Annotated in this window: 18 protein-coding genes; 11 read left to right on the plus strand and 7 right to left on the minus strand. The window is 71.6% G+C overall.

What is annotated here, in order from left to right:
• Nucleotides 1-4 precede the first annotated feature (4 nt).
• Nucleotides 5-385, minus strand: a complete 381-nt coding sequence (gene sdhC / locus AC07AL_RS04660; protein WP_063349043.1) for a succinate dehydrogenase, cytochrome b556 subunit — start codon at nucleotides 383-385, stop codon at nucleotides 5-7.
• Between the two features lie 254 nt (nucleotides 386-639).
• Between sdhC and AC07AL_RS04665 the strand changes: the two genes are divergently transcribed.
• Nucleotides 640-1419 carry a hypothetical protein gene (locus AC07AL_RS04665; protein WP_478316818.1) on the plus strand — a complete coding sequence of 260 codons (780 nt, stop codon included), beginning with the start codon at nucleotides 640-642 and terminating at the stop codon, nucleotides 1417-1419.
• Nucleotides 1420-1462: 43 nt separating this feature from the next.
• Here the strand turns inward: AC07AL_RS04665 and AC07AL_RS04670 are convergent, their stop codons facing one another.
• On the minus strand, nucleotides 1463-2161 hold the full coding sequence (locus AC07AL_RS04670; protein WP_400330519.1) for a 2-oxo-4-hydroxy-4-carboxy-5-ureidoimidazoline decarboxylase: 699 nt from the start codon (nucleotides 2159-2161) through the stop codon (nucleotides 1463-1465).
• A 175-nt stretch (nucleotides 2162-2336) separates the two neighbouring features.
• Nucleotides 2337-3092, minus strand: a complete 756-nt coding sequence (locus tag AC07AL_RS04675; protein WP_363580220.1) for an SDR family oxidoreductase — start codon at nucleotides 3090-3092, stop codon at nucleotides 2337-2339.
• 140 nt (nucleotides 3093-3232) lie between these two features.
• Here AC07AL_RS04675 and AC07AL_RS04680 point away from each other — a divergent pair, with 140 nt between their 5' ends.
• The 8 genes from AC07AL_RS04680 (at nucleotide 3233) to AC07AL_RS04715 (ending at nucleotide 13821) form a co-directional block, all read left to right on the plus strand.
• A complete protein-coding gene (locus AC07AL_RS04680) occupies nucleotides 3233-4822 on the plus strand; it encodes an acyl-CoA mutase large subunit family protein (RefSeq protein WP_400811301.1) in 1590 nt (529 codons plus the stop codon).
• Nucleotides 4823-5005: 183 nt separating this feature from the next.
• Complete coding sequence (locus AC07AL_RS04685; protein ID WP_478316821.1) at nucleotides 5006-6259, plus strand: amidohydrolase; 1254 nt, start codon at nucleotides 5006-5008, stop codon at nucleotides 6257-6259.
• A 417-nt stretch (nucleotides 6260-6676) separates the two neighbouring features.
• Nucleotides 6677-7738: a BMP family lipoprotein gene (locus AC07AL_RS04690; protein WP_363580226.1), complete on the plus strand. Its 1062-nt coding sequence runs from the start codon at nucleotides 6677-6679 to the stop codon at nucleotides 7736-7738.
• Nucleotides 7739-7788: 50 nt separating this feature from the next.
• On the plus strand, nucleotides 7789-9612 hold the full coding sequence (locus tag AC07AL_RS04695) for an ABC transporter ATP-binding protein (RefSeq protein WP_478316823.1): 1824 nt from the start codon (nucleotides 7789-7791) through the stop codon (nucleotides 9610-9612).
• Nucleotides 9613-9617: 5 nt separating this feature from the next.
• Complete coding sequence (locus AC07AL_RS04700; RefSeq protein WP_363580228.1) at nucleotides 9618-10784, plus strand: ABC transporter permease; 1167 nt, start codon at nucleotides 9618-9620, stop codon at nucleotides 10782-10784.
• The gene (locus tag AC07AL_RS04705) at nucleotides 10781-12046 is read left to right on the plus strand and encodes an ABC transporter permease (protein ID WP_350877261.1); all 1266 of its coding nucleotides are present in this window, start codon (nucleotides 10781-10783) and stop codon (nucleotides 12044-12046) included. The genes AC07AL_RS04700 and AC07AL_RS04705 overlap by 4 nt, the downstream gene beginning before the upstream one ends.
• The gene (locus AC07AL_RS04710; RefSeq protein ID WP_478316825.1) at nucleotides 12043-12447 is read left to right on the plus strand and encodes a cytidine deaminase; all 405 of its coding nucleotides are present in this window, start codon (nucleotides 12043-12045) and stop codon (nucleotides 12445-12447) included. Before AC07AL_RS04705 ends, AC07AL_RS04710 begins: the two co-directional genes overlap by 4 nt.
• A gap of 96 nt (nucleotides 12448-12543) precedes the next feature.
• Nucleotides 12544-13821, plus strand: coding sequence for a thymidine phosphorylase (locus AC07AL_RS04715; protein WP_363580233.1), 1278 nt, complete (start codon nucleotides 12544-12546; stop codon nucleotides 13819-13821).
• 132 nt (nucleotides 13822-13953) lie between these two features.
• Here the strand turns inward: AC07AL_RS04715 and AC07AL_RS04720 are convergent, their stop codons facing one another.
• Genes AC07AL_RS04720 through AC07AL_RS04735 form a run of 4 tightly spaced genes read right to left on the minus strand, consistent with a single transcriptional unit; the run spans nucleotide 13954 to nucleotide 16445 of the window.
• Entirely contained in the window at nucleotides 13954-14508 is a 555-nt protein-coding gene (locus AC07AL_RS04720) for a Uma2 family endonuclease (protein WP_363580234.1), read from the minus strand.
• 26 nt (nucleotides 14509-14534) lie between these two features.
• Nucleotides 14535-14828: a hypothetical protein gene (locus tag AC07AL_RS04725; protein WP_400986046.1), complete on the minus strand. Its 294-nt coding sequence runs from the start codon at nucleotides 14826-14828 to the stop codon at nucleotides 14535-14537.
• A complete protein-coding gene (locus AC07AL_RS04730) occupies nucleotides 14815-15114 on the minus strand; it encodes an AbrB/MazE/SpoVT family DNA-binding domain-containing protein (protein ID WP_478316828.1) in 300 nt (99 codons plus the stop codon). Before AC07AL_RS04730 ends, AC07AL_RS04725 begins: the two co-directional genes overlap by 14 nt.
• Nucleotides 15115-15155: 41 nt before the next feature.
• Nucleotides 15156-16445 (minus strand): MFS transporter, encoded by a 1290-nt coding sequence (locus AC07AL_RS04735; RefSeq protein WP_478316830.1) that lies wholly within the window; start codon nucleotides 16443-16445, stop codon nucleotides 15156-15158.
• A 92-nt stretch (nucleotides 16446-16537) separates the two neighbouring features.
• On the opposite strand from AC07AL_RS04735, the gene AC07AL_RS04740 reads away from it, so the two are divergent.
• Nucleotides 16538-17515 (plus strand): LysR family transcriptional regulator, encoded by a 978-nt coding sequence (locus tag AC07AL_RS04740; RefSeq protein ID WP_478316832.1) that lies wholly within the window; start codon nucleotides 16538-16540, stop codon nucleotides 17513-17515.
• A gap of 152 nt (nucleotides 17516-17667) precedes the next feature.
• The gene (locus AC07AL_RS04745; RefSeq protein WP_063349058.1) at nucleotides 17668-18825 is read left to right on the plus strand and encodes an adenosine deaminase; all 1158 of its coding nucleotides are present in this window, start codon (nucleotides 17668-17670) and stop codon (nucleotides 18823-18825) included.
• The last annotated feature ends 121 nt before the right edge of the window (nucleotides 18826-18946 follow it).

Below are 18946 nucleotides of genomic sequence, written 5' to 3' on the forward strand. Positions count from 1 at the left end.
CAGCTCACTTCCCGAACCAGGAGATCAGCGTGTGCTGCAGGATCCCGTAGAAGGAACCGGCCATCAGCACGACCCAGACCGCCACGACGGTCCAGAGCATCTGCTTCTGGTACTTCGGGCCCTTGGACCAGAAGTCCACGGCGACGACCCGCAGGCCGTTGAGGGCGTGGAACAGGATGGCGGCCACCAGGCCGTACTCCATCAGGTTCACGAGAGGAGTCTTGTACGTCTGAATGACGGTGTCGTACGCCTCGGGCGACACTCGCACCAGAGCGGTGTCCAGGACATGGGCGAACAGGAAGAAAAAGATGAGGACGCCGGTGACTCGATGAGCCACCCAGCTCCACATGCCTTCCCGGCCGCGGTACAGCGTTCCAGCCGGCACGGAAAAACCCTCCGGAAGCGATTGGGGGCTCGGCCGGCTTCGGTGTCGGTCAGCCCGGCCAGGTACGGTCCACCGGCCGCCAGCATCCTATCGACGCCGCGTCGCGAACCGCCTCCGGGGGTCTCAGGTGTGATCAATCAGGCACGACTGGCCTAGCCGGACGGGAACCGGCGGCGCTTTGGTCGCTCTGGGTGACTGCTCGGCTGCGTTACGGTGGCGGCCCGCTCCGCCGCCGACACCCTGCCGAGGCCCCCGTGCCGCTTCGCCCCGTCCGACCGCCCGCCGCCGCCCTCGCGGCCCTGCTGATGCTCGCCACGGGCTGCACCGCGGTCGGCGGCTCCTCCGCGGACCGGGCCGGGCCCGGCCGCGAGCTGTCCGCGGCCGAGCTGCGGGCGGCCGCGGTGGCCGACTCCGACCTCGGGGCGGGCTACACGGTGACGGTGATGACGCCCGGCCACGGCGACACCGGGGCGGGCGCGGGGCGGGAGGTCGCGGACGTCCCGGCCTGCCAGCCGCTGCTGGACGCGGTGACCCCGGCCACCCCGGCCGCCTCTGCCTCGCCAGCCGCCCAGGCCCCGGGCTACCCGTACGCGGAGACGGACCTGAGCGTGGCCCGGGCCGCCGACCCCAGGGGCGGCGTGTACGGCGGGCTGCTCGGCTACCGGACGGGGCGGGCGGCCGTGCTCCAGGCGGAGCTGGAGAAGCTGTTCGGCCCGTGTGCCGCGTTCACCTCGATGGCCCCGGCGCCGCCGGCCGAGAAGCCGGGGAAGAAGGCGCCGATCCGGACCAGGCACCGGCTGAACCGTGAGGACACGCCCACCCCCGGGGGAGCGGACGCCGCGCTCGGATTCACCCTGACGAATGAATCGGGGAGCGCGGTGCTCTCGCAGCGTGCGGTGCTGGCCCGGATCGGGCCGGCGCTCGCGGTGTTCACCACCTTCGGGGTCGCCGCCGAGCCGGCCACCGCGCCGGACGAGGTGATCGTCCGGCAGCAGGTGGCCAAGCTGCGGGCCGCGCAGGCGAAGAAGAAGTAGCGGGCGGAGAGGGAGTGGGCGGGATGGGGGAGGAGTCGGCGGCTCAGCGCGCCCCGGCCTCCGAATGGGTGGCGACCAGGTGCTCCAGCCGGGTGAGGGAGATCCGGCGGAGCTCGTCCGCCGAGATCAGCCGCTCCTCGTCGGGGTCGTTGGCCAGCCGGGTGCGGATCGAGGAGAGCACGGTGTCGAGCATCTCCTCCGGGGCCACGCCCTCCAGGCAGACCACGAAGACGTGGCCGAACCTGGCCTCGTACGCGGCGTGGGCGGCCCGCAGCGCGGTGTGCGCGGCCTGGCTGCCCGGTGCCCGCATGCCGAGCAGCGGTTGCGGCATCCAGCTCTCGTCGGCGAGCGCCTCGGCCAGGTCGGCCGGGCGGAGGTCGTAGGAGGCCTCGCTGGCGGCGGCCAGCAGGGACTCTATGTCGGGGTAGGGCCGGTGCGCGGTGAGCCGCAGGGCCCAGCGGTGGCTGCCGCAGCAGGCCAGGAGGGCCTCCTCGGCGGCGCCGGCATCGGCTTCGTTGAAGCGGTGCAGCCCGAGGAGGGTCGGCTCGGAGCTTGGATCGAGCCGCTGTGGTGGGACGTCGCTGGCCAGCGGGTCCTCCTCGTGAGGGCGGGAAGGTGCCGGTGAAGTGGGGTGGGGTGAAGCAGCTGAAGTATGGGGGCTGCGGGCGGCGTCGCGGCGCCGGTCGGGCAGCTCCTCAAAGGTAGTTGAGCGGTCATCAGTTGGGGAGGGCGCGCGCGGAATTCATCCGGACGAGCTATCAAGTTGTGACGTTGACATCTTTGTGTCAGCGCCCTCCCCACATTCATCCGTTAATCCGGCATCTGTTGACCCGGCACCCCCGCCTCAGGAGGGTGGCTCTGGCGAGGCTCGCCAGAGGCGTACGGGGTGGCCGGGTCGCCGGTGGATCCGACCGCCGTCAGCCGCGGTGGACCTTGTGGTTGGCGGCCTGGGCGCGGGGGCGGACGACCAGGAGGTCGATGTTGACGTGCGGGGGGCGGGTGACCGCCCAGGCCACGGTGTCGGCGATGTCCTCCGAGGTCAGCGGCTCGGCCACGCCGGCGTACACGGCCGCGGCCTTCTCCTCGTCGCCGCGGAAGCGGGTGACCGCGAAGCCCTCGGACTTCACCATGCCGGGGGCGATCTCGATCACCCGGATCGGCTCCCCGCACAGCTCCAGGCGCAGCGTCGCCGCGATGGTGTGCGCGGCGTGCTTGGCCGCGACGTACCCGCCGCCGCCCTCGTACGCGGCCAGCGCGGCGGTCGAGGAGAGCACCAGCACGGTGCCGTCGCCGGTGGCCCGCAGGGCCGGCAGCAGCGCCTGCGTCACGTGCAGCACGCCGAGCACGTTCACCTCGTACATGGCCCGCCAGTCGGCCGGGTCGCCGTGCTCGACCGTCTCGGCGCCGATCGCCCCGCCGGCGTTGTTCACCAGCACGTCGACCCGGCCCACCTCGGCCGCGAAGGCGTCCACGGCGGCCCGGTCGGTGACGTCGAGCGTGACCGCCCTGGCCGAACCGCCCCCGTCGCCGATCTCCTTGGCCAGCGCCTCGATCCGCTCGGTCCGCCGGGCGGTCAGCACCACGTCGAAGCCCTCGGCCGCCAGCCGGCGGGCGGTCGCCGCGCCGATTCCGCTGCTGGCACCGGTGACCACGGCCACCTTCTGCTCGGTCATTGCCACTCCCTGGGGCTCATCCGGTCGTTCACCCGATCATCTCAACCGCGTCCGCGCCCGCGCCGACCGGTCCCGCTCCGGGTCCTGTCCTACATTGCGAGGACCGACCGATGCCCCCGCCGATCCCGTGGAGGGACCTCATGGCAGCCGAGCCGCGCCGCGCCGAGTCAGGCTTCCCGATCGAGCCGCTGTACGGCCCGGAGGCGCTGGCCGACTGGGATCCGGCGAGCAGACTCGGCCGGCCGGGGGAGTACCCGTACACCCGGGGCGTCTACCCGACGATGTACGCCGGGCGGCCGTGGACGATGCGCCAGTACGCGGGCTTCGGCACCGCCGCCGAGTCCAACGCCCGCTACCGGCAGCTGATCGCGGGCGGCGGCACCGGCCTGTCGGTGGCCTTCGACCTGCCCACCCAGATGGGCTACGACTCGGACGCGCCGCTCGCCGCCGGGGAGGTGGGCAAGGTGGGCGTGGCCGTTGACAGCGTCGAGGACCTGGCCGTCCTGTTCGACGGCATCCCGCTGGGCGGGGTGTCCACCTCCATGACCATCAACGCGCCCGCCGCCCTGCTCCTGCTGCTCTACCAACTGGTCGGCGAGGCCCAGGGGGTGGCGCCGGCCCGGCTGACCGGCACGGTCCAGAACGACGTGCTGAAGGAGTACATCGCCCGGGGCACGTACATCTTCCCGCCGCAGCCCTCGCTGCGGCTGGTCGCGGACGTCTTCCGGTACTGCCGGGCGGAGATCCCGCGCTGGAACACCATCTCCATCTCCGGCTACCACATGGCCGAGGCCGGGGCGGATCCGGCGCAGGAGATCGCCTTCACGCTGGCCAACGGCATCGCCTACGTCCGTACCGCGATCGCCGCCGGGATGGCGGTGGACGACTTCGCCCCCCGGCTCTCGTTCTTCTTCGTGGCCCGGGTCACGCTGCTGGAGGAGGTGGCCAAGTTCCGTGCCGCCCGCCGGATCTGGGCCAGGGTGATGCGGGAGGAGTTCGGCGCGAAGGACCCGCGCTCGTGGATGCTGCGCTTCCACACCCAGACCGCCGGGGTGCAGCTCACCGCCCAGCAGCCCGAGCTGAACCTGGTCCGGGTCTCGGTGCAGGCGCTCGCCGCGGTGTTCGGCGGCACCCAGTCGCTGCACACCAACGGCTTCGACGAGGCGATCGCGCTGCCCACCGAGAAGGCCGCCCGGCTCGCCCTGCGTACCCAGCAGGTGCTCGCCCACGAGACCGACGTGACCGCCACCGCCGACCCGTTCGCCGGCTCGTACGCGGTCGAGTCGCTGACCGACGAGGTGGAGGCCGCCGTGCTGGCGCTGATGGCCCGGGTCGAGGAGCTGGGCGGCGCGGTGGCCGCGATCGAGCGGGGCTTCCAGAAGGCCGCGATCGAGCGCACCGCCTACCGGCTCCAGCAGGAGACCGACTCCGGCGAGCGGACGGTGGTCGGCGTCAACCGCTTCCGGCTGGACGCCGAGGAGCCGTACCGGCCGCTGCGGGTGGATCCGGCGGTCGAGCGGCAGCAGGTCGAGCGGCTGTCCCGGCTGCGCGCCGGGCGGGACCGCGTGGCCGTCGCCCGGGCGCTGGACGGGCTGCGCCGCACCGCGGAGGGGACGGGGAACGTGCTGTACCCGATGAAGGAGGCGCTGGCCGCGCGGGCCACCGTCGGCGAGGTCTGCGACGCCCTGCGGGAGGTGTGGGGCGTGTACGCCCCGGTGGAGCGCTTCTGACGTCATGTCAAGATTGGGGCGGCCGTGACCGCCGCTCCGGGTGATCGTTGCACAGGGCAAGCAACCGGGGAAGGCGGCTGAAACGAGATGTCATACCCACCTGTTCGGCCGGTATGCGCCCATCCGGGGACTAGTTTTCCAGAAGTCGGGCCAAATCCCCCCAACAGGCCTACCCTTGTTGAGATGAACCGTCCTGAGCCCGCTCAGCCGGGCGCCACTCTGGCCACCGCCCGCCCCGCCGCCGAACTGCGCGCCCGGGTCCGGGGGCTGGAGTCCGAGCTGATCGCCTTCCGCCGTGACCTGCACCGGCACCCGGAGCTCGGCCGCCAGGAGTTCCGCACCACCGGCCTGCTCCGCGACCGGCTGGTGGCGGCCGGCCTGAGCCCCCGGGTGCTGCCCGGCGGCACCGGCCTGATCGTCGACGTCGTCCCGGCCGGCACCGCCCCCGGCACCGAGTTCCTGGCCTTCCGCGCCGACATCGACGCGCTGCCGATCGACGACGCCAAGACCGACGTGCCGTACCGCTCGACCGTCCCCGGCCGGGCCCACGCCTGCGGCCACGACGTGCACACCGCGGTGGTGCTCGGCACCGCCCTGGTGCTGGCCGAGGCCGTCCGCACCGGCGAACTGCGCCGCCCCGTCCGGCTGGTGTTCCAGCCGGCCGAGGAGGTCTTGCCGGGCGGTGCGCTGGACGTGATCAAGGCCGGGGGGATGGACGGCGTCGGCCGGATCTTCGCGGTGCACTGCGACCCCAAGGTGGAGGTGGGCCGGATCGCCCTGCGCACCGGGGCGATCACCTCGGCCTGCGACCGCCTGGTGCTGCACCTGGACGGCCCCGGCGGGCACACCGCCCGCCCGCACCTGACCACCGATCTGGTGACCGCGGTCGCCCGGATGGCCGCCGACCTGCCGGGCGCGCTGGCCCGTCGGATGGACCCGCGCTGGGGCGTGAGCCTGGTCTGGGGCCGGATCGCCTCCGGCTCCGCGTCCAACGTCATCCCGCAGCACGCCGAACTGGAGGGCACCGTCCGCTGCCTGGAGCTGGACGGCTGGCGCGAGGCGCCCGACCTGCTGCACGAGCTGATCGCCAAGCTGGCCGAGACCTACCGGGCGAAGTGGACGCTGGACTACCACCGGGGGGTGCCGCCGGTGGTCAACGAGGCGGTCTCGGTCGCCCTGCTGGACGCGGCGATGACCGACCGGTTCGGCCGGGAGGGCGCGCAGGTGGTGGAGAGCACCGAGCAGAGCCTGGGCGGCGAGGACTTCTCCTGGTACCTGGAGCACGCCCCGGGCGCGCTGGCCCGGCTCGGCGTCCGCGCCCCCGGTGACACCACCGTCCGCGACCTGCACCAGGGCCGCTTCGACGCCGACGAGCGCGCGATCGGGATCGGCGTGGAGCTGTTCGCGGCGCTCGCCCTGGACGAGCCGCGGGACTGAGCCGCGGGACTGAGCTGCGGAAACCGAACGGCAGGACCCCGCCGCAGGACCGAGCCGCGGAAACCGAACAGCAGGACTGGGCCGCGGGATTGAGCGGCGCACGCCGTCCCCGGACATCTCCTCGGGCACCGTGTGAACGCCCCCTCGGGCGACCCCCCGGACGACCGGTCGGCACCCCATCGGGGTGACCGGCCGGTTTACCGCCATCCGAGCTAATCGAACGGTTCCGTAGACTGAGCCGCAAAACCAGCTTTGGATCACCGTCGCGCACGGGAAATAGGGCCTCGGGAAGACCGTGAGACCACGGTTTGATAACAACCCGAATGCTCCGGCACCCCGTAACCCAACCGTGTTCTACGCGCGTTACGGTGGCGTCCGACCACGCTAATCAGGTGCGTGTGAGAAGGAGATACTCCCTTGCGCCGTTCAATGAAGCTCGCTGCGGTTGTGCTCTCGGGTTCCCTGGGCATGGCCTCGCTCGCCGCTTGCGGCGCAAAGAGCACTGACAGCAACACCTCCTCCGGTTCGGGCGACGGCTCGATCAAGGTCGGTATGGCCTACGACATCGGCGGCCGTGGCGACCAGTCGTTCAACGACTCCGCCGCCCGCGGTCTCGACAAGGCCAAGGCCGAGCTCGGCGTCGCGGTCACCGAGGCCGACGCCAAGACCGGTGAGGCCGAGGCTGACAAGGAGACCCGCCTCAAGAACCTGATCGACGGCGGTTACAAGACGATCATCGCGGTCGGCTTCGTCTACCAGCAGGCGGTCGACAAGGTCGCCAAGGACAACCCGAACGTCAAGTTCGCGATCATCGACTCGAACGACAAGGACCAGCCGTCCAACGTCACTTCGCTGGTCTTCGCCGAGCAGGAGGGTTCGTACCTCGCCGGCGTCGCCGCCGCGAACAAGTCGAAGTCCAAGCACGTCGGCTTCATCGGCGGTGTGCAGACCGAGCTGATCAAGAAGTTCGAGGCCGGTTACAAGGCGGGTGTGAAGTCCGTCGACGCGAACATCCAGGTCGAGACCACCTACCTGACCACGCCTCCGGACTTCACCGGCTTCAACTCGCCCGACAAGGGCAAGGAGGCCGCGCAGGGCCAGCTCGACAAGGGCGCGGACGTCATCTACGCCGCCGCCGGCTCCTCCGGCAACGGCGCCATCGAGGCCGTCGCCAACAAGCCGGGCGCCTACGCCATCGGCGTCGACTCCGACCAGGCCGCCCAGCCGGCCCTGGCGAAGTACAAGAACAGCATCCTCACCTCGATGGTGAAGAACGTCGACAACGCCGTCTTCTCCTACATCGAGTCGATCAAGAAGGGCCAGCCGTTCACCGGCATCAAGCTCTTCGACCTGAAGGCCGAGGGCGTCTCGCTCGCCACCACCGGCGGCAAGCTCGACGACATCCAGGACAAGCTGAAGGCCGCCGCCACGGCGATCACCTCCGGCGCCACCACCGTCCCGACCGCGCCGGCCCAGTAAGGCCCGCGCGTCCCGGACGCACCAGCGACTGCCGCCTGCCCGGCAGCGCGATGAACGGCAAAGCATCACGGGAGGGGCCCGGCAGGGTGCGCTCAACGCGTACCCCCGGGCCCCGTCCCGTCCCCCCGTCTTCCCCTTGGCCCTCCCAGCGCAACGACGCGCCTCCAGACCACCAGGAGATCGCCATCACCGCATCCGACCCCGTCCCCCCGCGCGAGGACGGTACCCCCAGCGCGGGGACGGCGACATCGGCCGTCGAACTGCGCGGCATCACCAAGCGCTTCCCCGGTGTCGTGGCCAACCACGACATCAACCTCACCGTCCGCAGCGGTACCGTGCACGCCCTGATGGGTGAGAACGGCGCCGGCAAGTCGACGCTGATGAAGATCCTCTACGGCATGCAGAAGCCGGACGAGGGCACCATCGCGATCAACGGCGAGCCGTGCGAGTTCAATACCCCGGGCGACGCCATCTCCCGCGGCATCGGTATGGTCCACCAGCACTTCATGCTGGCCGACAACCTCACCGTGTGGGAGAACGTCGTCCTCGGCGGCGAGAAGCTCCACGGCATCGGCGCCAAGGCGAAGGCGAAGATCAAGGAGATCTCCGACCAGTACGGCCTGGGCGTGCGCCCGGACGCCCTGGTCGAGGACCTCGGCGTCGCCGACCGCCAGCGCGTCGAGATCCTCAAGGTGCTCTACCGCGGCGCCAAGATCCTGATCCTCGACGAGCCGACGGCCGTGCTCGTCCCGCAGGAGGTCGACGCGCTGTTCGACAACCTGCGCGAGCTCAAGTCCGAGGGCGTCACCGTCATCTTCATCTCGCACAAGCTGCACGAGGTGCTGGCGGTGGCCGACGCGATCAGCGTGATCCGGCGCGGTACCACGGTCGGCGACGCCGACCCGAAGGCCGTCACCGCCCGTCAGCTGGCCGAGATGATGGTCGGCGCCGAGCTGCCCTCCCCGGAGAGCCGCGAGTCGACCGTCACCACGACCGAGATGCTCGACGTCAAGGACCTGCGGATCGCCAAGACCGACGCCGAGGGCATCGAGCGCGTCGTCCTCGACGACATCTCGTTGCGCATCCACAAGGGCGAGATCCTCGGCATCGCCGGCGTCGAGGGCAACGGCCAGGCCGAACTGGTCGAGGCCATCATGGGCATGCTGCCGCTGGACGGCGGCACCGTCACCCTGGACGGCAAGGACCTCTCCGGCTCGCTCACCCGGGCCCGCCGCGAGGCCGGCATCGGCTACATCCCCGAGGACCGCCACAAGCACGGCCTGCTGCTGGAGGCCCCGCTCTGGGAGAACCGGATCCTCGGTCACGTCACCGAGGCGCCCAACTCCAAGGGCGTCCTGCTCGACCCGGGCGCCGCCCGCAAGGACACCTGGCGGATCGTCGAGGACTACGACGTCCGCACCCCGGGCATCGAGGTCACCGCGGCCTCCCTCTCCGGCGGCAACCAGCAGAAGCTGATCATCGGCCGCGAGATGAGCCACCAGCCCAAGCTGCTGATCGCCGCGCACCCCACCCGTGGTGTGGACGTCGGCGCGCAGGCGCAGATCTGGGAGCACATCCGGGTCGCCCAGCGGGCCGGTCTGGCCGTCCTGCTGATCTCCGCCGACCTGGACGAGCTGATCGGCCTGTCCGACACCATCCGGGTCATCTACCGCGGGCGCCTGGTCGCCGACGCCGACCCGGCCACCGTCACCGCCGAGGACCTCGGTACCGCCATGACGGGTGCCGCCAGCGGCCACCTCGAGTCCGATCCGGAGGCCGTCGAGCAGTTCCACGAGATCCTCGTGGAGGGCACCGAGGCCGAGTCCGACGCCGGCCCCACCGACACCGCCGACGACCCGCAGGCGGGGGAGTAACCCACATGACCAGTCCCAACACCGCCGCCAAGCGCAGCCTGGCGCAGCGGATCAGCGGTGAGCGGATCGTGCTCGCACTGGCGGCGCCGGTGCTCGCGGTCGTGCTCTCCATCGTGATCTGTTCCGTCCTGCTGGCGACTTCGGGCAAGAACCCGTTCGACGCGTGGAACGTGATGCTCACGTACGCCGGCAAGTCGGACGGCCAAGTGGGGATCCTCAACCGGTCCACCACGTACTACCTGGCCGCCGCTGCCGCCGCCTTCGGGTTCCGGATGAACCTGTTCAACATCGGCGTCGAGGGCCAGTACAAGGTCGCGGCGCTGTTCGCGGCCTTCGTCGGTGCCAAGGTCGACCTGCCGGCGATCATCCAGATCCCGCTGCTGCTGGTCACCGCCATGCTGGTCGGCGGCCTGTACGCGAGCATCGCCGGTCTGCTGAAGGTCTACCGCGGGGTCAGCGAGGTCATCTCGACCATCATGCTGAACTCGATCTCGATCGCGGTCGTCGGCCTGCTGCTCGTCCCCGGCATCTTCGCGCCGAAGACGAGCGCCACCAGCAACTCGATCCAGACCGACCCGATCTCGCAGTCCAGCCACTTCTTCACGATGGAGACGGCGGGTGGCCCGCTCTGGGGCTTCATCTTCATCGCCGCCCTGGTCGGCGTGGTGTTCCAGTTCGCGCTGACCCGCACCCGCTTCGGCTTCGACCTGCGCGCCACCGGCCGCTCGGAGTCGGCCGCGACCGCGTCCGGCGTGAACGTCAAGCGCATGGTGATCATCTCGATGGCGGTCTCCGGCGCGATCGCCGGTCTGATCGGCATGCCCGAGCTGGTGCAGAACTCGTTCTACTACGGCCAGAGCTTCCAGCCCGGTCTGGGCTTCCTCGGCATCTCGATCGCCCTGCTGGGCCGCAACAGCCCGATCGGCATGGCCTTCGCGGCCCTGCTGTTCGCGTTCCTGGACACCACCGGCTCCCAGCTGCCGCTCCAGGGCGGCTTCCCCTTCGAGATCGTCGACGTCATGAAGGGCACCATCGTCATCTGCGTCGTCGTCGCCTACGAGCTGGTGCGCCGCTACGGCCTGAAGCGCCAGCAGCAGAAGGTCGGCGCCCAGCTCGCCGCCCAGCTCGCGGCTCAGCTCGCGGCCACTGAGAAGAAGGAGGTGTCCGCATGAGCACGGCTACCGCCGCGCGTCCGAAGGCGCCGGGCGCGCCCACCAAGAAGCGCAAGATGTCCTGGCCGGTGGTGCTGCTGCTGATCGCGGGCGCCCTGGTCCTGTTCTCCGCCGTGGGCATGGCCACCGGCAACCACGCGCTGACCTCCTCCGGTCAGATCACCGCCGCGCTCAGCGCCGCCGTGCCGATCGGCATGGCCGGTCTGGGTGGTCTGTGGTCCGAGCGGGCCGGCGTGGTCAACATCGGCCTCGAAGGCATGATGGTCGCCGGCACCTTCTGCGGTGCCTGGGCCGGCTACCTGGTCAACCCGTGGGTCGGCCTGCTGGCCGGCATGCTCGGCGGCGCGCTCGGCGGTCTGCTGCACGCGCTCGTGACCGTCACCTTCGGCGTCGACCACATCGTCTCCGGCGTCGGCATCAACCTGCTGATCCCCGGCATCTGCGCGTACGTCAACCGGATCTACTACAAGGACTACATCGCGGTCGGCGCGGGTGCGAACCAGTCGCCGCCGGCGGATCCGCTGCCGTACATCACCGTCCCCGGGCTGTCCTCGTGGCTGTCCGACATCGAGAAGCACCACTGGTTCCTGGTCTCGGACGTGGCCGGCGTGGTCGGCGGCCTGGTCACCAACATCTCGGTGGTCGTGCTGGTGGCCGGCGCGATGATCGTGGTCAGCTACTTCGTGCTCTGGCGCACGGTGTTCGGCCTGCGGCTGCGCTCCTGCGGTGAGAACCCGACCGCCGCCGAGTCGCTGGGCGTCAACGTCTACAAGTACAAGTACCTCGCGGTCATCGCCTCCGGCGCCTTCGCCGGTCTCGGCGGTGCGTACCTCTCGCTGGTCGCGGCGCACTTCTACAAGGACGGGCAGACCCTCGGCCGCGGCTTCATCGGCCTCGCCGCGATGATCTTCGGCAACTGGATGCCGGGCGGCCTCGCCATGGGCGCCGGCCTGTTCGGCTTCACCGACAGCCTCCAGCTGCGCGACCCGGAGTCGGTGCACGTGCTGATCCTGACCGTCGCCATCGCGATGGCGCTGCTCGCGCTCTGGCAGCTGTACCGGCGCAAGTTCACCGGTGCGGCGATCTCCTTCGTGGTCGCCGGCGGTCTCGGCGCCTGGTACGCGCTCACCGACGAGGTGCAGCGCCCGCTGATCGTCGCCACGCCGTACGTGATCACCCTGGTGGTGCTCTCGCTGGCCTCCCAGCGGCTGCGGATGCCGAAGGCCGACGGCCAGATCTACCGCAAGGGCCAGGGCAAGTGACGGCGCCTGCGGTGTCGGCCGCGATCGACTGGGAGCGGCTGCGCGCCGCCGCGCGCGAGGCGATGACCCACGCGTACGCCCCGTACAGCAAGTTCCCGGTCGGCGCGGCCGCGCTGGTGGACGACGGGCGGCTGGTCACCGGCTGCAACGTCGAGAACGCCTCGTACGGGCTCGGGCTGTGCGCCGAGTGCGGGCTGGTGTCCGCGCTGCACGCCACCGGCGGCGGCCGGCTGACGGCCTTCACCTGCGTCGACGGCGCGGGCGAACTGCTGATGCCGTGCGGGCGCTGCCGCCAGCTGCTCTACGAGCACGGCGGGCCGGAACTGCTGATCGAGCTGCCCTCGGGGATCTGCCCGATGAGTGAGGTCCTGCCCGACGCGTTCGGGCCGGAGCGGCTCTAGCTTCGACAATTGTTACGCGCGTAGAGTGTCGCGAGTGGGCCGGAACCCGGTCATCTCGCGACACTCTTCGCTTTTGAAACCCCTCTTGGAGCACGCATGGACGCCATCTCCGTCATCAGGACCAAGCGCGACAGCGGAGAGCTGAGCGACGCTCAGATCGACTGGGTCATCGACGCCTACACCCGCGGCGAGGTCGCCGACGAGCAGATGTCCGCCCTGGCCATGGCGATCCTGCTGAACGGCATGAAGCCGCACGAGATCAGCCGCTGGACCGACGCCATGATCCGCTCCGGCGTCCGGATGGACTTCTCCTCGCTGCCGCTGCCCACCAGTGACAAGCACTCCACCGGCGGCGTCGGTGACAAGATCACCCTCCCGCTCGCCCCGCTCGTCGCCGCCTGCGGCGCCGCCGTCCCGCAGCTCTCCGGCCGCGGCCTCGGCCACACCGGCGGCACCCTCGACAAGCTGGAGTCCATCCCCGGCTGGCGCGCCCTGCTCTCCAACGAGGAGATGCTCGACGTCCTGCGCTCCACCGGCGCGGTCATCTGCGCCGCCGGTGACGGTCTCGCGCCCGCCGACAAGAAGCTCTACGCGCTGCGCGACGTCACCGGCACCGTCGAGGCCATCCCGCTGATCGCCTCCTCGATCATGTCCAAGAAGATCGCCGAAGGCACCGGCGCCCTGGTCCTGGACGTCAAGGTCGGCTCCGGCGCCTTCATGAAGAACCTCGGCGACGCCCGCGAACTCGCCCGCACCATGGTCGGTCTGGGCACCAGCGCCGGCGTGAACACCGTCGCCCTGCTCACCGACATGTCCACCCCGCTCGGCCTCACCGCCGGCAACGCGCTGGAGGTCCGCGAGTCGATCGAGGTGCTGGCCGGCGGCGGCCCCGCCGACGTCGTCGAGCTCACCCTCGCCCTCGCCCGCGAGATGCTCGCCGCGGCCGGCGTGCACGGCAAGGACCCGGCCGACGCGCTGCGCGACGGCTCCGCGATGGACCACTGGCGCCGCATGATCGCCGCCCAGGGCGGCGACGTCGACGCCCCGCTCCCGGTCGCCCGCGAGCAGCACGTCATCCCGGCGCCCGCCTCCGGCGTCCTCACCGAGCTCGACGCCTACGCCGTCGGCGTCTGCGCCTGGCGCCTCGGCGCCGGCCGCGCCCGCAAGGAGGACCCGGTCCAGGCCGGCGCCGGCGTCGAGATGCACGCCAAGCCCGGCGACACCGTTGTGGCCGGCCAGCCCCTGCTGACCCTGCACACCGACACCCCCGAGCGCTACGACTACGCCATCGAGGCGCTGGCGGGCGGCATCGCGGTCTCCCCGGCCGGCACGGCCTTCACCCCGAACCCGATCGTCCTCGACCGCATCGCGTAGTCATGTGATTACCTTTGTGCGGCAGCGTGCCGGCTGTATGAGGGACCGACGAGGAGCCCGCACCCGGGTTGCCGGGTGCGGGCTCCTTCCGTGTGCTCGGGCCCGGTCGGCCGGTGTCCTGCGGGTGCGGGTTCAGGCGTAAGTCCGCAGGAAGCTGGTGTCGAGCGTCCAGGGACCGACGGTGATCTCGTCGCCGAAGACGAAGTCCTTGCGGCGGGTGTAGCCGGGCTCGTCGTGCACGATGCCGGTGCCCTTGCGGGGATCGACCAGGAGGTACAACGGGATGCCCATCGCCGCGTAGTCGCGGACCTTGTCGCGGTGGTCGTTCTCGGGGTTGGACTCGGAGACGACCTCCACGACCAGGACCACCTCGTGGGGGAGCAACGCTGCTCTCTCGCTCTCAAGGGTCGCTTCGGCGAACACCATCAGATCCGGATTCCGCAGCCTGCCCAGGCCGACTTCTTCCAGGTCCGCGCCGCCGTGGGCGATGTAGCCGGGGTGGGTCTGGGGTAGCTGGGCATTGAGCTGTTGAGCGATCCGCAGTACCGCGAGCTCGTGCCGTTTGACCGGCGACAGCATCAGGACGACCGCTCCGTCGGCGATCTCGACCTTCCCCAGTCCCGGCAGCCGGGGAAGCTGTTCGGCGATCTTCCGCAATCGGGCGTACGCCGCCGGATCGACGCTCATGTCCCGGAGTGTATCCGCGGTGACTGTCAGGGGCGGTTGAAGACGTCGTGGGTGCCGATCCGGCGCCAGACGATGCGTGGTTCCCCGCCCTGGACGGGGTGGCCGTGGTGGAAGGTGGCCCGGCCGTCCGGGGCCCAGGTCAGCTCCCAGATGTCCGGGTGGCCCTGCATCTTCCTCACGCGCAGGCCGCGTCGGAAGCCCTGACCGGCCCGCAGGTCGGTGACGAACTGGGCGACGGCGACGAGGAATTCGGCCTTCTGCGCGGGAGTCAGGCCCTTCCAGTCGCGGAGGAAGTGGGCCGGCGACTCATGCGTCGGCACGGCGCTTGATCTCCTCCAGGTCCAGGCCGCCCTCGTCGGCGAGGGACTGCAGGAAGGCGTCGCCGTCCTGGAAGACCTCGCCACGGTCGCCCTCGGCGATCGCCTCGTCGACCTCCTGCTCCTGCCAGGCGGCGCCCCAGAACCACGCCTGGTCGTCGGGGATCACGGAGGCGGGGGTCAGCACGATGCGGCCGTCCTCGACGGCGACCACCAGTTGGTCGCCCTCCTGGAGGTCCAGTTGCTCCCTTATCTCCTGCGGGATGGTGACCACGCCCTTCTTCCGCACGGGCGTGGACACCAGGTGGGGGCGGCGGCGGCGCTTGAGGTCTACCTGGCGGAAAGTCTGCCCAGTCGGTCCTCTCGCCGGGCCGCGTGGGCCCGGCGGGTGGCGTAGAGGGTGACGGCGGCGGCGAGGGTCATGGCGGTGAGGCCGACGGTGGCGGCGCCCGGCCAGCCGGTGGCGTGGTAGGCGTCGGCGCCCAGGGTGCCGCCGAGGCTGTTGCCGAGGTAGTAGGCGATCAGGTAGAGGGCGGAGGCCTGGGCGCGGCCCTCGGTGGCGGTGCGGCCGACCGCGGAGGAGGCGGTGGCGTGGCCGGCGAAGAAACCGGCGGTGATCAGGACCAGGCCGAGCAGGGCGCAGACCAGGGACTCGGTGAGGGAGAGCAGCAGCCCGGCGGCGGTCACGCCGATGGAGACGTAGAGCGCGCCGCGGCGGCCGAGCCGGGCGGCGAGGCGGCCGGCGGCGGCGGAGGTGCCGGTGCCGACCAGGTAGACGACGAAGATCGAGGCGGCGATGGACTCGGGCAGGTGGAACGGCGCCGAGATCAGCCGGTAGCCGACGGTGTTGTAGACCGCGCCGAACACGGCCATGAACAGCAGTCCGAGCGCGTACAGCCGCACCAGCAGCGGGTTGCGCAGGTGCCGGCCGACGGTGCGGGCCAGGGCGCGGGCGTCCACCGGGGCCGGGGTGAAGTGCCGGGCGGCGGGGATCATCAGCCGGAAGGCGAGCGCGGCGAGCAGGGCGAGGGCGGCGGAGGCGGCGAGGCCCCAGCGCCAGCCGAAGGCCGCGGCGGTCCAGCCGGAGAGCAGTCGGCCGCCCATGCCGCCGATGCTGTTGCCGGCCACGTACAGGCCCATCGCGGAGGCCAGGGCACTGGGGTGGACCTCCTCGGCGAGGTAGGCCATGGCGGTGGCGGGCAGCCCGGCCAGCGCGGCGCCCTGGAGGACGCGCAGTACGACGAGGGTGGTGAGGTCGGGCGCGAACGGCAGGGCGAGGGCGAGGGTGGCGGCGGCGAGGGTGGAGGCCGTCATCACGGCGGTGCGGCCGTACCGGTCGGACAGGGCGCTGGCGGGGAGCAGGGCGAGCGCGAGTCCGAGGGTGGCGGCGGAGGCCGTCCAGCTGGCCTGGCCGGGGGTGAGGTCGAGGTCGGCCGAGAGGATCGGCAGCAGGCCCTGGGTGGAGTAGAGCAGGACGAAGGTCGCGACTCCGGCGGCGAACAGGGCGAGGTTGGCGCGGCGGAAGGCGCGCTGGCCGGGGCGGTGGCGGTCGTCGTGCGAGGGGGCGGGGGCGGGGGCATCCGGGGTGGTCACGGATGCCCTGGTATCGGCGGGCTGCATGTCGTCGACGGTAGGCGCGCCGCGGTTGATGCGTCCAATGCATGAACGGTGGATGATCGATGCGTTGTCGTATGAGTCGAGGTGGTGGCGGGATGGCCGGGGTGGACCGGGCGGACGTGACGGACGGCACGGAGCCGCGGTACCGGGTGGCGGAGTTGGGGCCGGACGAGCCGGCGGTGCTGCTGGCGCCCCGGCTGGCCCAGTTCGCGGCGGTGGCCCGGCTGGAGCACGTGACGCGGGCGGCCGCGCTGCTCGGGGTGCCGCAGCCGACGCTGTCGCGGGCGGTGGCCCGGCTGGAGGAGGAGCTGGGCGTGGACCTGCTGGCCCGTCAGGGCCGGACGGTCCGGCTGACCAGGGCCGGCCGGCTGCTGTTGGCCTCGGTGGAGCGGGCGCTGGCGGAGGTCGAGCGGGGGGCGGAGGCGGCCCGGGCGGAGGCCGATCCGGCGGCCGGGCGGGTGGCGTTCGGCTTCCTGCACACGATGGGGACGGACGCGGTGCCGGCGCTGCTGCGCGGGTTCCGGGCGGGGCATCCGCAGGTCCGGTTCCAGCTGGTGCAGGACTACGTCGGGGCGATGCTGGAGCGGTTGCGGGCGGGGGAGTTGGACCTCTGCCTGGTCGCGCCGCTGCCGGACGATCCGGCCTTCACGGCCCACCCGCTGGACGAGCAGCGGCTGCACCTGGTCGTCCCGGCGGACCACCGGCTGGCGGGCCGGCGGCGGATCCGACTGGCGGAGGTGGCCGAGGAGCCGTTCGTCGGGCTGGAGCAGGGGTACGGGCTGCGCGCGATCACGGACGGCTTCTGCGCGCAGGCCGGGTTCGTGCCGCGGCTGGCCTTCGAGGGGGAGGAGGCGGAGACGCTGCGCGGGCTGGTCGCGGCCGGGCTGGGGGTGGCGCTGCTGCCGCCGGCGCTGGTGCCGCGGCCGGGGGTGGTGGAGCTGGAGGTGACGGCGCCGCGCACCCGGCGGGCGATCGGGCTGGCCTGGGCGGCGGGGCGGCCGCTGACCCCGCCGGTGGCGGCGTTCCGGGACTTCGTGCTGTCCCGGCGGGGCCGGTTGCTGCAGCACGACTGAGCCGCGACTGAGCCGCGACTGGGCCGTAACCGGGCCACAACCGGGCCGAATGTGTCGCGGATGGCCCGGGCGGTGGAATTCCCGGTGGACTTTCGCCGAACCGGCCGTGTCAACAGTGGTGGGTCTACGCGCGTAGGGGCTATATTTCCGCAATGGAGAAGCAGATCCCTGTCACCGCCGCGGGCGCCGGCCCGCGCATCCCCACCCCCGACCAGATCCGCCGCGCGCCGAAGGTGCTGCTGCACGACCACCTCGACGGCGGGCTGCGCCCGGAGACGGTCGTCGAGCTGGCCGCCGCGGTCGGCTACGAGGGCCTTCCGACCACCGACGCCAAGGAGCTCGGCGAGTGGTTCCGCGAGGCCGCCGACTCCGGCTCGCTGGTCCGCTACCTGGAGACCTTCGCGCACACCTGCGCCGTGATGCAGACCCGCGAGGCCCTGATCAAGGTCGCCGCCGACTGCGCCGAGGACCTGGCCGCCGACGGCGTCGTGTACGCCGAGGTCCGCTACGCCCCCGAGCAGCACCTGGAGGCCGGCCTGTCCCTGGACGAGGTCGTCCAGGCCGTGAACGAGGGCTTCCGCCTCGGCGAGGCCAACGCCCGCGCGGCCGGCCACCGGATCCGGGTCGGCACCCTGCTGACCGCGATGCGGCACGCCGCCCGCTCCACCGAGATCGCCGAACTGGCCAACCGCCACCGGGACCAGGGCGTCGTCGGCTTCGACATCGCCGGTGCCGAGGCGGGTCACCCGCCCACCCGCCACCAGGCCGCCTTCGACTACCTCAAGGGCGAGAACAACCACTTCACCATCCACGCGGGCGAGGCCTTCGGCCTGCCGTCGATCTGGGAGGCCCTGCAGTGCTGCGGCGCCGACCGGCTCGGCCACGGCGTGCGGATCGTCGACGACATCACGGTGGCCGAGGACGGCAGCGTCGAGCTCGGCCGGCTGGCCGCGTACGTGCGCGACAAGCGCATCCCGCTGGAGATGTGCCCGACCTCCAACCTCCAGACCGCGGCGGCCACTTCGTACGCCGAGCACCCGATCGGGCTGCTCAGCCGGCTGAAGTTCCGGGTCACCGTGAACACCGACAACCGGCTGATGAGCGGCACCAGCATGAGCCGCGAGTTCGGGCACCTGGTGGAGGCCTTCGGCTACACGCTGGGGGACATGGAGTGGTTCACGGTGAACGCGATGAAGTCCGCGTTCCTGCCATTCGACGAGCGGCTGGCGATGATCAACGACGTGATCAAGCCGGGGTACGCCGAACTGAAGGCGGAGTGGCTGTTCAGCTCGGGCACCGGCGACAGCTGAGCGGCCCGGCCCGTTCGAATGGTCGGGTGAACGCCCATGTCCCGAAAGGGAGTTGGCGTTCATCCGACTACTCACTCGGGTGAGTGAACGCCCTTTGGTCCTCGCGCGGCCCACTCACTAC

Source organism: Kitasatospora sp. NPDC043949, assembly GCF_056435365.1.